General features: G+C 64.6%; 12 protein-coding genes. 2 read left to right on the forward strand and 10 right to left on the reverse strand.

What is annotated here, in order from left to right:
* Nucleotide 1 precedes the first annotated feature (1 nt).
* The 3 genes from CLU92_RS00360 to CLU92_RS00370 form a co-directional block, all read right to left on the reverse strand.
* Nucleotides 2–1537 (reverse strand): MFS transporter, encoded by a 1536-nt coding sequence (locus CLU92_RS00360; RefSeq protein ID WP_101480255.1) that lies wholly within the window; start codon nt 1535–1537, stop codon nt 2–4.
* A 117-nt stretch (nt 1538–1654) separates the two neighbouring features.
* Complete coding sequence (locus CLU92_RS00365) at nt 1655–2575, reverse strand: LysR family transcriptional regulator (protein ID WP_101480256.1); 921 nt, start codon at nt 2573–2575, stop codon at nt 1655–1657.
* Between the two features lie 78 nt (nt 2576–2653).
* On the reverse strand, nt 2654–3352 hold the full coding sequence (locus CLU92_RS00370; protein ID WP_077401213.1) for a UPF0149 family protein: 699 nt from the start codon (nt 3350–3352) through the stop codon (nt 2654–2656).
* Between the two features lie 222 nt (nt 3353–3574).
* Between CLU92_RS00370 and CLU92_RS00375 the strand changes: the two genes are divergently transcribed.
* Together CLU92_RS00375 and CLU92_RS00380 are read left to right on the forward strand one after the other, a co-directional pair.
* The gene (locus CLU92_RS00375) at nt 3575–4588 is read left to right on the forward strand and encodes a serine/threonine protein kinase (protein WP_101480257.1); all 1014 of its coding nucleotides are present in this window, start codon (nt 3575–3577) and stop codon (nt 4586–4588) included.
* Nucleotides 4589–4820: 232 nt separating this feature from the next.
* Complete coding sequence (locus CLU92_RS00380) at nt 4821–7244, forward strand: hypothetical protein (protein WP_101480258.1); 2424 nt, start codon at nt 4821–4823, stop codon at nt 7242–7244.
* A 182-nt stretch (nt 7245–7426) separates the two neighbouring features.
* Here CLU92_RS00380 and CLU92_RS00385 read toward each other — a convergent pair whose 3' ends face one another.
* The 7 genes from CLU92_RS00385 to CLU92_RS00415 form a co-directional block, all read right to left on the reverse strand.
* Nucleotides 7427–7801: a hypothetical protein gene (locus CLU92_RS00385; protein WP_096234439.1), complete on the reverse strand. Its 375-nt coding sequence runs from the start codon at nt 7799–7801 to the stop codon at nt 7427–7429.
* Between the two features lie 100 nt (nt 7802–7901).
* Complete coding sequence (locus CLU92_RS00390) at nt 7902–9146, reverse strand: TerD family protein (RefSeq protein WP_101480259.1); 1245 nt, start codon at nt 9144–9146, stop codon at nt 7902–7904.
* The gene (locus tag CLU92_RS00395) at nt 9143–10138 is read right to left on the reverse strand and encodes an HpcH/HpaI aldolase/citrate lyase family protein (protein ID WP_101480260.1); all 996 of its coding nucleotides are present in this window, start codon (nt 10136–10138) and stop codon (nt 9143–9145) included. The genes CLU92_RS00390 and CLU92_RS00395 overlap by 4 nt, the downstream gene beginning before the upstream one ends.
* Nucleotides 10131–11237 carry a cysteine protease StiP family protein gene (locus CLU92_RS00400; protein WP_101480261.1) on the reverse strand — a complete coding sequence of 369 codons (1107 nt, stop codon included), beginning with the start codon at nt 11235–11237 and terminating at the stop codon, nt 10131–10133. Before CLU92_RS00400 ends, CLU92_RS00395 begins: the two co-directional genes overlap by 8 nt.
* Complete coding sequence (locus CLU92_RS00405) at nt 11234–11986, reverse strand: HAD family hydrolase (protein ID WP_101480262.1); 753 nt, start codon at nt 11984–11986, stop codon at nt 11234–11236. The genes CLU92_RS00400 and CLU92_RS00405 overlap by 4 nt, the downstream gene beginning before the upstream one ends.
* Nucleotides 11964–13121: a phosphoribosyltransferase domain-containing protein gene (locus tag CLU92_RS00410; protein ID WP_101480263.1), complete on the reverse strand. Its 1158-nt coding sequence runs from the start codon at nt 13119–13121 to the stop codon at nt 11964–11966. Before CLU92_RS00410 ends, CLU92_RS00405 begins: the two co-directional genes overlap by 23 nt.
* Complete coding sequence (locus CLU92_RS00415) at nt 13118–14155, reverse strand: ATP-grasp domain-containing protein (RefSeq protein WP_101480264.1); 1038 nt, start codon at nt 14153–14155, stop codon at nt 13118–13120. The genes CLU92_RS00410 and CLU92_RS00415 overlap by 4 nt, the downstream gene beginning before the upstream one ends.
* Between the last annotated feature and the right edge of the window lie 13 nt (nt 14156–14168).

A 14168-nucleotide genomic window follows, 5' to 3' on the forward strand; every position in this document is an offset into this window, starting at 1 on the left:
CTCAAGCGGCGCGCGGCGGATAGACGCGCGTCGGCAGGATGGGAATGATCAGGATCATGGCCAGCGCGATGGCGGCCACGGTGAGGTACAGGTCGGACGAGGTCAGGGTGACGACTTGCGCATGCATGCGCTGTGCCAAACCCGGTACGTCCACGGCGGTCGGCAGGTTGCCCAGGCGCTCGCTGAGCACCGTCGAATGGAAATGGTTGCGGCGCGTGATCAGCGCATCGAGCACGCCGGTGGCGACGACGGCCGACATGCCCTTGATGGTGTTGAACCAGGCCGAGGCGAATGGGCCATCCTGCGGCGCCAGGCCCGTGGTGGCCAGCAGCAGCAAGGGAATCACGGCCATGGGTTGCGCAAAGATCTGCACCGCTTGCAGCAGGTAGAAATGCGTGCGTATCCAGTCCGGCGACATGCGCGCTCCGAGCACGCAGGACAGGGCCAGCAGGGCCAGGCCGATGGCCAGTACCCAGCGGCAGTCGACTGCGCGGATATTGCACAGGGCGGCCACCAGCGGCAGGGCGATCAACTGCGGCAGCGCCACCATCAGCATCACGGGTGCCGTTTGCAGCGGGCGATACGCGTGCACCTGCGCCAGGTAGGACGAGGGAATCAGGATTACGGCCAGCAGCACGAACAGCACGCCGCCCAGGGTCAGCAGGGCGTGGCTGAGGTTGCGCCGCGACAGCAGCTGCAGTTTGAAGAACGGCAGCGGATGCGACCACTCGTTGATGAAAAACAGCACCAGCAGCAGGAGACCGCCCCCCAGCAGCACGCAGATCAGCGGCGAGGCGAACCATGCCAGGCGCTCGCCCTGCAGCATGCCGACCACCAGCATGCTGATGGCGGGCAGGCCAAGCAGCAGGCCGCGCCAGTCGAACTGGCGGAAGCGCTCCAGGCGCAGCGGGTCTTGCGGCAAGCCCCAGGACACCATCAGCAGAGCGACGATGCTGCCCGGGACGACTTGCCAGAAGGCCCATTGCCAGCCCAGGTACTCGGTCCAGAAGGCCGCCAGCGGCGTGCCCAGGCTCGGGCCAAAGGTGGCGCTCAGCGCATAGCCGCCCAGGCCATACAGCTTGATATTCGGCGGCAGGAAGCGCAGCGCCACCGTCATCAGCATGGGCGGCAGGGCGCCGCCGGCCGCGCCCTGCACCACGCGCAGGAACATCAGCACGGACAGGTTCGGTGCGAACGGGCATAGCAGGCCGGCGGCCATGCAGACGAGGATGGCGGTGGCCGTCAGGCGGCGCAGCGAGAAGGTGACGGAGCACCACGGCGCAAACGCCATGGCCGACACCGAGGCGGCCGCATACAGGACGACGAGCCAGCTGGCGTCGTCGCGCGCGATGCCCATGGCGCCGCGGATGTCGGCCAGCGCGACCTTGGTGATGTTTTCATTCAGGCCGGACACCAGCACGGCCAGCAGCACGCCGGCCAGGCCCGTGGCCAGGCGCAGGCCGAAAACGGGGGGCGCGGGCGGTGAAGGGGGAGGCGGCGCCGTCGGGACGGCGCCGGGTAGCAGTACAGCGGACACAGGGAACTCCGTGGATGAGAATCAGTCCACGCAGTATAGGTAGCCGTTAATCTTGTGAAAATTGATAATTAATGAAGTCTGAATTGCGTCTGGTGCAATGATGCTGGGGCTCAGACCCTAAGCGTCCGGCGGCGCGCTGCCGCACAGCTCCTTGATCATGCGGCGCAGCCAGCGGTGCGCATGGTCGTGATCGAGGCGCGGGTGCCAGGCCTGAAACACGTCGACATCGTCGACGGGAATGGGCAGCGGGAACTGGCGTAGCTTCAAGCCCAGCCGCTCGACGATGGGCAGCAGGGGCGCAGGCATCAGCGGCAGCAGCAGGCGCGAATCGGCGACGGCGAAGATGGCAGACTGAAAATTGGGCGTGATCAGCGAGACTCGGCGCGCGTAGCCCCGCTCGGCCAGGGCCGTGTCGAACGGGCCGCGCGCCAGGCCGCGCCGCGAGACGCTGATATGTTCGTGCTCGGTAAAGCTGTCGAGGTTGATGGGGCCGTCGAAGATCGGATGGTCGCTGCGGGCGATGCCGACAAAGCTGCTGGAAAACAGATGCTGCAGCTTGATGTCTGGTGCAAAGGCGCGCCGGGCGCTGATGTACAGGTCGATGCGGCCCGCGTGCAGGGCGTCGTTTTCCGTGGCGCCATCGCCTTCTGGCACGAAGCGCAGCGCCGTGTGCGGCGCATGGATGGCCAGCAGGTCGCGCAGTTTGCCGCCATACGCGCCGACAAATACGTCGTTGGCGCACAGGCTGAAGGTACGTTCCAGCGTGCGCAGGTCGATTTCCCGGCCGGAAGTGAAGACGGCGTGCGCCTGCTCCACAACGCTGCGCACCTGCTCGCGCAATTCCAGCGCGCGCGGGGTGGGCGTCAGGCCGCGTCCGGAGCGTACAAAGACGGGGTCGCCGATGGCGTCGCGGATGCGCGACAGGGTGCGGCTCATGGCCGGTGCGCTCAAATTCATGCGCCGCGCGGCGGCCACGGCGCTGCCTTCCTCGAGCAGGATGTCGAGGGCAACGAGCAGGTTCAGGTCGGGGAGTTTCATGCGGCGATTATAGCCCTTGGGCCAACGCCAGCGCTGCGCCGGCAGGACGCCGGCGCAGAGGGAGATGCTACTGCTGGATTACTCGGCTGCCGGCTCGGCGCCGCAGCATTTCTTGAACTTCTTGCCGCTGCCACAAGGGCAGTCGTCGTTACGGCCCACTTTTGGCTCTTCGCGCTTCATGGTTTGCACGGGTGCCTTGCGGCGCGGTACCCAGAAACGGTGGATGGCCGGCAGGTTCGCTTCCAGTTCCTGCGCCAGCTTGTGCGCCTTGACCGGGTCTTCCACCAGTTTCAGTTCTTCTTCCTTGATTTCGTCGGCGCCCAGCAGGTAGATTGGCTGCATCAGCTCGGCTACTTCGGAATCCCAGATTTCGTTCCACGAGCCAGGACGCAGTTCCATGCCGTCCCAGAAGCCCCAGCACCAGGCTTCGGCGTCGATCAGGGTCTGGCCTTCGTAGTCGTGTTCGACGAACAGGGCCTCGAATTCCTTCGGTGCGACTTCAAACGTCACCAGCACTTCGTTCATGAAGCGCATGATCAGGTTGACGATGCGCTCTTCTTCCTTGCTGTTCTTGAATTTTGGTGCATCTTCGGCATCTTCGCCCCAGACGCGCGGCAACCACTCTGCCGGCATGATCGGTTCCGGGCCGATGGCCACCGCCGTCAGATAGCCGTGCAGCATATCCATGGTCATCGCGTCTTCGGAGCAGCGGTCCGACAACAGGAATTGGTCTAATTCGTCAAATTCTTTTTCTGATAATGGCTGTTCGAGTTGCATGGCTTGCTCTTTGTATTGAATGTAAGCCGCCAGTATACGCTGAGCTGCGGCTTACCGCCGAATAACCCCCAATTAAACCTGCTGCACGTCGTGATTTTTCATCTCCGCTGCTCACTGCAGCAAAGTACAGTTCCGCTTCTCGACGCCAACTCCCTTCCACTGGCGAGGGTTTTCTCAGGTGTAATCAGCATGATTTTTTGTGCGCGCCTTACAATGTCGCTTATGCACAATGAAAACCAGCCGCACGAGGACGACCGGCCCGTCCATCCCTTTTCCGCCCTGAGCCCCGATTGCGTCCTCGACGCCCTCGATAGCGTGGGACTGCGCGGCGATGGCCGCCTGCTGGCGCTCAACAGCTATGAAAACCGTGTCTACCAGGTGGGCATCGAAGACAGCGCGCCCCTGGTGGCCAAGTTTTACCGCCCCAAGCGCTGGAGCGATACGGCCATCCTGGAAGAACACGCGTTCGTGTCCGAGCTGGTCGAACGCGAAATCCAGGTGGTGCCGGCGCTGGAAATCAATGGCAGCACCTTGCACCAGTACCAGGGCTTCCGCTTTGCCGTCTTCCCCCGTCACGGAGGCCGCGCGCCCGAGCTGGACGACCCTGCCACCCTGGAATGGACAGGGCGCTTCATCGGCCGTATCCATGCCGTCGGCGCACTGTCCACCTACAAGGAGCGGCCGGCGCTCGATCACCAGACGTTTGGCGTCGAGCCGCGCGAGTTTTTGCTGGAGGGAAATTTCCTGCCGCCCGAACTGCTGGCCGCGTATTCCAGCGTGGCGCAGCAGGCGCTCGATGGCGTCAAGCGCTGCTATGACCGCGCGGGCGACGTGGCCGTACTGCGCACGCATGGCGATTGCCATGGCGGCAACGTGCTGTGGACGGACGCAGGTCCCCATTTCGTCGATTTCGACGATAGCCGCATGGGCCCGGCCATCCAGGACCTGTGGATGATGCTGTCTGGGGAGCGGGGCGACATGGTGCGCCAGATGAGCGACATCCTGGCCGGCTACGAAGACTTTTGCGATTTCGACCCGCGCCAGCTATACCTGGTCGAAGCGCTGCGCACCCTGCGCCTGATCCATTATTCGGCCTGGCTGGCGCGCCGCTGGGACGACCCCGCCTTTCCCGTTGCCTTCCCGTGGTTTAACACGCAGCGCTACTGGCAAGACCGCATCCTTGAACTCAGGGAGCAAGTTGCCCTGATGGACGAAGCGCCGCTCTGGCCAATTTAAGCGCGCGATAAAACGCCCATGGCGGCGTTGCATTGCCTAGGCGTACTATTCGTACTGCCTTCGGCAATGCGCCTTGCCTTGAGTATTTTCTCGGACGCTTAAATCCCAGCCAAATCCTGAAAAGAGCGGTAAAAGTCGCTCTTCTTGCCGTGCTGATTTGCATGTGCTTGCTCGATAATGGTGTTAATAAATTCCCATAAGCAACGGAATTCACCCGAATAAGCGAGAAATCATGCAAGCACAGCAAAATCAGCGCCAGGCCGCCTCCCTCACCGTCGCGTATTCCGCCGACGACGAGTTCGACCAGGACAGCATGGTCTCGCTGCATGATTTCAAGGACCTGGAGCGCAAGGCGGAAGCGCCAGTTGTCGCCAACACGCCAGCACTGCAAGCCGAGCCGGCAGCGGAAGCCGACAGCAAGGCGCCTGTCGCCGAACGCCAAAAAATGGAATTGAAAGCCATCCACGAGGCGATTGCCCGCGTGGAGGCGGAAGCGAAGGCCACCTGTGCCGCCGAAAGCCGCGCGCTGGCCGAGGCGCGCGTGCGCTCGCTGGCCGAGGACCGCGCCGCCATCGATGCCGCCGCCGCCGCCGCCGCACAGCAAAATGCGCAGGCCGCCGAAGAAGCCATTGCCGCCAACCGCGAACGTCTCGATACCATGCGCGCCGCCGCGCAAGCCAGCGTGGCCCGTCTGGAAGCGGTCAAGCAGGAGACGGCCGAACTGCGCGCCCGCGTGGAGTCCGATAATGCCATCCGCCTGGCTGCGGAACAGCGTTCGCGCGCCGAGCAGGAAAGCCGTTTGCGCGCCAGCGAGCAGGTGGCCGTGCAGTCGGAGCTGGCCGAACAGGCCGCCCGCGCCGCCGAAGAATTGCAGGTGCAGACGGAGCAGGCCCGCCTGCAAGCCGTCGAGCGCGTCGCCGCCGTGCAGGCGGCCAAGGACGAAATGGTGGGTATCGCCTCAGCCGATGCCCGGGTCGCCGTGCTGGCGCGCGAACGCGAGCGCCATGCGCACGGTGCGCGCCAGACGGCGCAGATGCTGGCCGAAGCGGAAAGCGAAGCGCTGGACTTGACGGTGCAGCGCGAGCGCGCCGACCAGATCGCGCTGGAATCGGCCTTTAACCGGGCAGCCGCCGAAGTGCGCGCCCTGGAAGAAGCGCGCGCGCTGGCGCACCTGGAACAGGAACGCGAAGCCATCGCCCTGGCGCAGGCGGAATCGGAACGCCATGCGGCGCAGTCTCTGCGTCTGCGCCTGCAGACGGAAAAGGAATTGCGCGACGCAGCCATCCACCGAGAGCGCCTGGAAATGGTCGCCGTCGCCAGCGCGCAGGCGCGCCGCGATGCCGACGTGCGCATCCTTGCCGCCACCGAGGCGCGCATCGAGGTGGACCGACAGTTGCGCGCCGTGGCGCTGGCCCGCGTGGCCGCCGAACAGGATGCGGAAATCGCCGGCCACGCCAAGCTGGAAGCGGAAACGGCCGCCCTCGAAGAAACCAGGGCACGCGAAGCGGCCGAGCAGGCAGCCGCCGTGGCAGCGGCCCGCGAACTGGAAGAGCAGCAGCGCGCCGCCAGCCTGGCGCAGGAACGCGCCGAACTGGCGCGCCAGGCGTCGGAACTGGCTGCCATCCAGAACGATGCCGAGCAGGCCGAGGTCGATGCCGGCAAGGCTACAGTGGCAATGCAGGCGCAGGCATCGCAACTGGCGCAGGAAAAAGCCCGCCAGGCAGAGCAACTGCTGCAAGCCGAGCAGGAGCGCCTGGCTGCCGAACAAGCCGCCATCGTGGCATTGAAAGAGAAACTGGAAGCGGAAGCGCTGGCGTTCAACGCGGCGCAGGAACGCATCGCCGCCGAAGGCGCGCAAGCTGAACTGCTGCGCGGCCAGCATGCGGCCGAGCAGGCCTTGCGGGAAGCGGCGCAAAAGGAAGCCGACGCTATCCGCATCCTGATGGATCAGGCGCTGGTCGAGGGCGAGCAGAAAGCCGCTGCCGCGCAAGCCGTGCAGGCGCAGGCGCGCCTGGCCGTGGAACTGGGCCAGGTGCATAGCGAGCGCGCCCGCGTGGAGGAAGACAAAGCCCTGGCAGCCGACGCGCTGCTGGCATCCGAACGCGATTTCGTCGCCGCGGAGCGCGAGTCGCTGGCGCTGATCGCGCAAAAACTGGTGCAGCAGCGCCAGACCAGCAGTGCCGAAGAGCGCGCCTCGCAAGCCATCGCCGGCCGTCTGGAAGCGGAAAAGCAGGCGACGGCGGCCGCCGAAGCGCGCGCCGCCACGGAACAGCAGGCGCTCGACGCCATGCGCCAGCGCGAGCAGCTGGAACGGACCGCGCAGCAAGCGGCCAGCGAGAAACTCGCCGCGCAGCAAGCCTTGCTGGCCAGCGCCCAGGCCCATGCGGCCCTGCAGCGCAAGGCCGCCGAGACCACGCGCGCGATGGCTGCGGCCAAGCAGCAATTGCTGGACCTGGAAACGGCGCGCGCGCAGCAGCAAGAGCGCGAACTGGCCGCCCTGCGCGCCAGCCTGGAGCAGCCGCAAACTGTCTTTTCCAACTCCTTGAGCGCCGCCCGTGCGAAAGCCGAACAAGTGAGCTCGGCGAGTTTGACGCGCGAAGTGATTGAGCGCTTGACGCAGCCTAACGAGGCAGGTGCCGTCTGGCGTTCGCGCTAGGCTCGAAGGTTGAAAACTTCCTGCCCACCCCCGCCGGCGATGGGAGAATTACGCTAACGATCGGCTGGCGGCTTCTCAGGCGATGGCGCAAGAATCTGCACATTGAATACATCTAGGAGGGGAGGCGCCGGCCCGGAAGGGCCGGCCGGCGCGATGCTGCTGGAGTTGCTGGACTTGCGGTATTACTGGCTCAGTACGACTTTGTCGGCAAAATACTCCGTCTCGCCGAAGCATTGCGTTGGCACACCCTTGTGCTGGCTGTAGGTGACGAGGATGCGCTTGCCGGCGGCGGCCGACAGTTGCTTCGCCACTTCCTCGTCGCGCACGCTGAACTGGAATTTTTCAGGGATGGTGCCCGGCAGTGCCGTCAGCAGTAATTCACCCTCCCATGTCTTGCAAATCCAGCCCCGTTTGGAGAACTTTTGCAGGTAGCCCGCCCGTTCGCCTTCCGAGTACGAGAAGCTGAGGGCCATCCACGTGTAGGCCGCCAGCAGCAGGAAGCCGGCCACGAGGAAGATGACGAAGGCGAAGGTGACTTTTTTGGTCGTAGGGGTCATGTTGACTTTTATCGTTAAAGTGAAGAAAACCCGGGGTCAGACGGGGACGCCGAGTCCCGGCGAGTCTGACCCCAGCCTTCCGCTAGTGGTGTACGTACACTCAGTCTTTCCGTCCGGCTTTCCAGTTCAGTCCGAAATTGTAGCGCTCGTCCATGGCCTGGTGCGCCGTGATTTTACCTTGGCCGCCGAAGTATTCCACCAATTTTGTCACCTGCAGGTTGCCGCCGTGGTTTTCCAGCATGGCGATGGCGCACATGGCGTGCGAGCTGTCTGTGTCGAGACGCACTTCCACGGTAGGCTGGCCGGGAATCTCGATCGTCACGACGCCATCCGTGGCAGCCCAGTTCGGTACGCCTTCGTAGATGAAGGCGTAGACGAGCACGCGTTTGATCTGGTCGAAATGGCTGCCGTTGATGAAGATGTTTTCGCCGCTGCTGATGCTGCCCGTACGGTCGTCGCCTTCCAGATGGATGTAGGGCGGACGGTCGTAGGCGCCCCAGCTGTTGCCCAGCGCCTGCACGGCGCTCTTGGCACCGCTGCTCATTTCGAACAGGCAGCCGATGTCGAGGTCGATGCCGCCCGCGCGGCCGGCCGGCTTGTTGAACAGCTTGCCGAGGAAGCCCGTGTCCAGCTTCGAGGCGGGCGCCTGGCCTTGCGCGGCGTTCTGGTTCCAGTTCAGGTTGACACGGATGCGGCCATAGCCGCCGCTGTCGCGCTTGTCGAGCGAAATCTTGTCGCCGCGCTTTTCCAGGCGGATCTTCGACAGCGAGATTTTATTCGCCGGCGGCGGGGCCGCTGGCGTGGGGACGGGAATCGGTGCAGGGGCAGGAGCCGATTGCGCCGCCTCGCTGCCGCCGAAGTGCTTCAGCAGCGCCGCCAGGCCGCCGGCGAAGCCCTGGCCTACGGCGCCGAAGCGCCAGCTGCCGTCGCGGCGATACAGTTCGCCGATGATGACGGCTTTTTCATCCTGGAAGTCATTGCCCGTGAAGGCAAACGTGGCCGCCTGGCCCAGCGCCATGCTGGAGTTGCCCAGCGCGCGCATGCTGCCCTGTTCCGTCGCCGCCGTGAACACCAGCTTGTCGATCGAGGCGGGCAGGCGGGAAAGGTCCACCTGGAAGGTGGAGCGGGGGCCGTTCAGGTCCACCGTGATGGCGTTGTCCGGCGCGCTTTTCTGGTTGAAGAACACCATGTAGCGGTCGTCCGACAGCTTGCCGGCCGCATCGACGCCGAAGCAGCTGACGTCCACTTCCATCGAACCTGAAACGATATCGAGCGTGACGGCAAACGGGCCATTCAAGCCCAGGTCAGCCAGTTTGCCTTTTTGTCCACGTGTGAAATTGGTCATGGTCGTGCAGTCCCTTCGTCGCTGGAGAGTTGAGTATTCAAGGAGTGATGCAAATGAGGGGCGGGCGCCGCGGCACCGTCGGCCGCATGGCGGATGCCGAACAGGCGCGCCTGCTCGATGATGCGCTGCGCCCAGCTGGAGTGGGTCGCCACTTCGCACATCGATTCCTGCATGCGGAACACGGCCGGGCTGTCCGGGTCGATGATGCGCAGTGCCAGTTCGATGTCCGACTGGGCCACCTGATAGTGGCGCTCGATCTGCGGCACCTGGTCCGGGTGGATGGCCGTCTTGGCGATCATGCCATGCGCCATGTCCTGCGCCACTTCGGCGTCCAGCCAGCTGCCTTGCGACAAGTGCTCGAAGACGGGTGCCGTCAGCTGGAAGCCGTGCGGCTTGAAGATGGTGACCAGGCGGCCGATGACTTGCCCCAGCGGCGTTTGATAGATGGTGCCGCTGGTGGGGCGGCGCAGTCCCAGCAGGGCCAATAAATCGTTACCGCCGATGCGCAGGGCCAGGATGCGGCGGCGCACCTCCGGCGCCGACAGGAGGAGGCGGAACTGCTTCATTTCCTCGTCGTCGAACACTTCCGCCGTTTCCAGCGTCGGCATCAGCAAATGGTGCGTGTGGCGCACCAGCTCGAAATACGCGGCGAAATTGTGGCGCGTGGACTTGGGCAGCACGAAGCCGCTCAATTTGTCCGCGCCGGGCATGGCCAGCACGCGCGCCAGTACGTCGAGATTGCGCACGCGCACGAAGCGCAGGGTATCCGATTCGTCGCACATGTTTTGCAACGCCAGCGATAAATTGAACAGCGCGTAACTGAGGTCGCGCTCCGCGATGGCGTCTTCGGTGCAAAGTATGACCGAGCGCAAATGACTGAATTTGTCGCCATTGGCGATCGCCAGCAAGTCCTTGTGCGTGGTCGGCACATACATGGAGGCGCCCAGCGCCGCTTTATGCTCACTTTGTGGGTGTAGGGAGTTGTTATCCATCGACTGCGCTCCTGATAAGGGCGACCGCCTGGTAGGGCAGTGCCGGTTCTACTGTGACGGGTATGGCTTTTTCCTGCGCCAGAAGCAGCAAATGTGCCACGTCCGGCGCATTCGTGTCGCGCACGATCAGGCGTTCGGGCACGCGGCGCAGCAGCACGCGCGTCGCTTCGCCGATGCCTGGCTTGATCAGATTGATGTCGCTGATGCCGTATTCCTGCTGCGCAGCGGCCATGTAGGCTTGCGAGCGCGCCGCCATGGCTGGCGCATCGCTCGCCTCGGCCAGCGGAACGCCGCTGCTGGCGGCGATCGCCATGGCGTCGGCCACCAGGCCGTCGGCGAAATCGCGCGACTGGTCGTGCTGCTCGAACTGCGCGTAGTACACGCAGCCGTGGTAGTCGTCGGGGCCGATGCTGTCATTGAGCACGGAGCGGCTGACCAGGCCCGAGACGGTGGCGTTCAAAATGCTCGACGGGATCAGGTAGTCGCTGGCCGAGGCGGCGCAGGCGGCCGTGCCGGCCAGGTCGGACAGAACGAACAGGCCGCCGTCGATCAACGTGCCGTGCGCGGCGTTGAAATCCTTGACCGTCTGGCGCAGTTCGCGCGAAATCACGCCCTTGCCCGTCCAGCCATCGACGAAGACGATGGACGCGTCGCCATGGCCCTGCGCCAGGATGTGCTTGAGGGCGTTCGCATCGATGCCGCGGTCGCGGATGATGGAGACGGAATAATGGCTGCACTCACGCTGGAACAACTGGCGCAGCAAATGACCGAGGATGACGCCCACGGGCGTGCCGGCGCGCGCCAGCGACACCAGGGTGATGGCGCCAGTACGACGCGCCGCGATCAGGGCCGCCAGACGCAGGCAGTCGCGCGCCATCTGCAGGCGGTTGGCGGCAAACGCGCTCTGGAACAGCGCCAGATAGGCCGGCGAGGGCAGGGATTCCGGCGACAGCATTTCGCTGTAGTGGCGTTGGCCGGACTGGATCAAACGCTCCTTTTCGGCCAGGTCGAGGATGGGTTCGAGCGCCATCGGCGTGAGCAGAAATTCCACGTCTTCCTGGCGGTAGCTGCCGCTGAAATGCTGCGTGCCTTCGGTCATAGCGCCGCCACCGTGAGTGCCGCCAGCTGGGTGCCGTTGGGGATGATGGCGTAGTCGCATTCGGCCATGAAACGCGCGTCCGAACGGCTGTCGCCCATGCCAAAGCTGACGATGGGGCCATGCTCGGCTTCCAGTTCCGCGCGCAGGTAGGCCACGGCGCGCGCCTTGTTCAGGGTCTTCGGTAGCACGGCAAGGTTGTTGCCGTTGCGGTGGATGAAGTAGTCGGCGCCTTCCTTGGCGATCCACTGCTGCAGCACCTGCTCCTCGATGTCGGCCAGGCGCTCGCCGCGCGCTTCATGGTCCTTGACGACGATGTAGAAAGGCGTGTTGTAATCCTCGATCAGGCGCGCGCGCGAGGGCATGCCTGCCTTGATCTGGAAATCGTCGATGATGCGCATGGCGTCCTGCAGGCCGGGCAGCGCCGTCTGCATGTCGTTCTGCATCAGCGCCAGCCAGCCCGCGTCGAGCGCGCCGCCAGGCTGCAGCACGATGCCGCCGTAGTCGAGCACGCTGTAGCTGGTAAACGGCAGGTCGACCCGGCGGAAGGCGTCGCCATTCCTTGCCGTGGCGGGAATCAGGGTCATGCCGCTTTGTGCGAATTCAAAGAAGGCGCGCTGGCGCGCCGTCGTAAACGAGCAGGCGTCACCATTTTTCAGGTAGGCGGCGGCTTGCAGGTCGGTCGCGCCGACGCATTTCTTAGGGGTCTGGAACAGTGTGTCGTCCAGATCAACAAACAGGAATTTCTTCAATTTTGGTCTCTGACTGAAAGTGGAACAGGCGGCCGTTCAACTGGCCGGCGAGTTGCATGAGGGCCGGACTGGCCGGGGTTTCATGGCAGATGAAAACGTGCTGGTACTGGCCAGGCGCCACGTTGTACAGATAGTTGGCGATGCCTTCGCCGTAATTGTCGTCGCAGCGGACGATATGGCCGACGGAGCCCCACGACAAAATCGGTGAGCGCGTGGTCGATTGCACCACGACGTTCTTGCCCAGCGCTTCTAGCTCGCGCGCGAGCAAAAACGACGGGTGCATGAATTCGCCCGTGCCCAGCACCAGCACGGAGTCGCCCGCGCCGATTTCTTGCGCCAGCTGTACCGCCAGGCCTTGCGGCGCCGCCAGAGCGCGGCTCACGCCAATACGGCCGAAGGCGGAGCTGGCACCCCTTTCTGCATTCGCCTCGAAACGCTGCGCGCTGGCCGCTATCGGAGCCGGCGCATCGCCGGCCTGGAATGTGTACTGGCCGGATAGCGCCGCGCCTATGGTGGTGGGCAGGCCGAAACGCTGCGTGAGGCCCGCGTTGGCTGCCTGGCCCATGAAATTGGTGATCACGCCCAGGTGCAGCTTTTCCAGCTGCGGATAGCGTGCGCGGCACACTTGCACCAGGTTGGCGAAGGTGTTGCCGGTCGACGCTTCATCGTCGATCAGCACCAGGCTGCGCGCCGTGGAAAACAGCGCGCTGGCCGCGACCGACAGGTGTAAAAACTGGCGCGGTGCGTGGCTGTGCGATTCCTCGAATTCGAAGAAGGGCACGCTGCCCACGCGATAGCGCGAGCTGTGCAGGAACAGGGCCTTGCCGTTCGGATTGGCGCGCAACCACGCTTCGAACACTCCCTGGCCCAGGCCGACGGCCGTTTCGGCCATGGCGATGAAGACCACGGGGCCGGGCAGGCTGGGGGGGATTTGCGCTGCCAGGTCGTCGTGGATGGCTTCCATGGCGCGCGGCGTGACGGGCCAGTGCTTGCCCAGCACCTTGGACAGGAACAGGAAGCCGCGCTTGGCGTTGGCACGCGCGGCATAGCCGATCAGCCAGTCCAGCGGAAAGCGCGCCTCGTCCACTTTCAAGGTCAGCTCGCCCGTGGGCATCTGCTGCTTGACGATGTTCATGGCAGCTCCACGGCGTAGGCGGCTTCGCCCACGCGCATGCCTTCGTGGATGGCGGGCACGGTGAGCTTGTCAAAGCCCTGGTCGAAACCGGCCAGCGCCAGGTAGGGCAGGTTCGGACCTGCCGCGCACGCCATGCCGATGCCGCCCGACATGCGCGGGTTGATTTCCAACAAAGCCAGGCCGTTCGCGCCTACACGGAACTGGATGTTGAAGACGCCATTGAGGAGGTAGTCGCGCGCCAGTTTGTCGCAGGCTGCCAGCAAGTCGGCGCGCAGCTCGATCAGCTGGCCGCTGCCACCGCCATGCAGCTTCTTGCGCGGCACGGCGCAAATGAGCTTGCCCTGATCGGCGACGCAGTCGGCGCTGTATTCGTGGCCGTCAAGGTATTCCATCAGCAGCAGGGTCTTGAACGTTTCCATCTGCGCCAGGCCGCTGCGCAGCTCTTGCGCATTGATCTGGTAGGCGGCGCCGGCCAGCAACAGCTGGGCGCTGGTGCGCTCTTCATCGAGAATGGCAAAGCCCAGGGCATACACGGATTCGGACGGCTTGATACACAGCTTGCGGTGCAGCGGGCGCAGCTCGGCGTAGGCGGCGTCGTATTCCGCGATGGTCGTCACGGCACGGTAGTCGGCTGGGCGCGCCATCGGCAGATCGAGGCCGTCGCAGAAGCGCGCCTTGTCGTGCATCAGGGTCAGTGTTTCTTCGCTGGCCACGCTGAGCACGCGCGTGCCGAGGGCGGCGAAACGCGCGCTGGCGCTGCCGATCAGGCCCGCTTCCTTGCCGGGCCAGAAAATCGTGATGTTGCGGTCGCGGCAGAATTCCAGGCACCACTCCACATAATTGAGGCCCGTTAATCCCGACGGTTCGACCGCATATTCGTGGGCCGACAAAAAGGCCGCCGCATGCGCGTTCGTATTGCTGCACACGATGTGGTAGCGGGGCTGGCCGCCAGTTGCGGCCATATCGGCCTCGCGGATCAGGCGCATGGCCGTGCCGACCGAGGAAAATGTTTTGTTGAACCAGACTCTTTGCATGTACGGGGACCGG

The sequence above is a fragment of the Janthinobacterium sp. 61 genome, from assembly GCF_002846335.1.
Classification (GTDB): Bacteria; Pseudomonadota; Gammaproteobacteria; order Burkholderiales; family Burkholderiaceae_D; genus Janthinobacterium.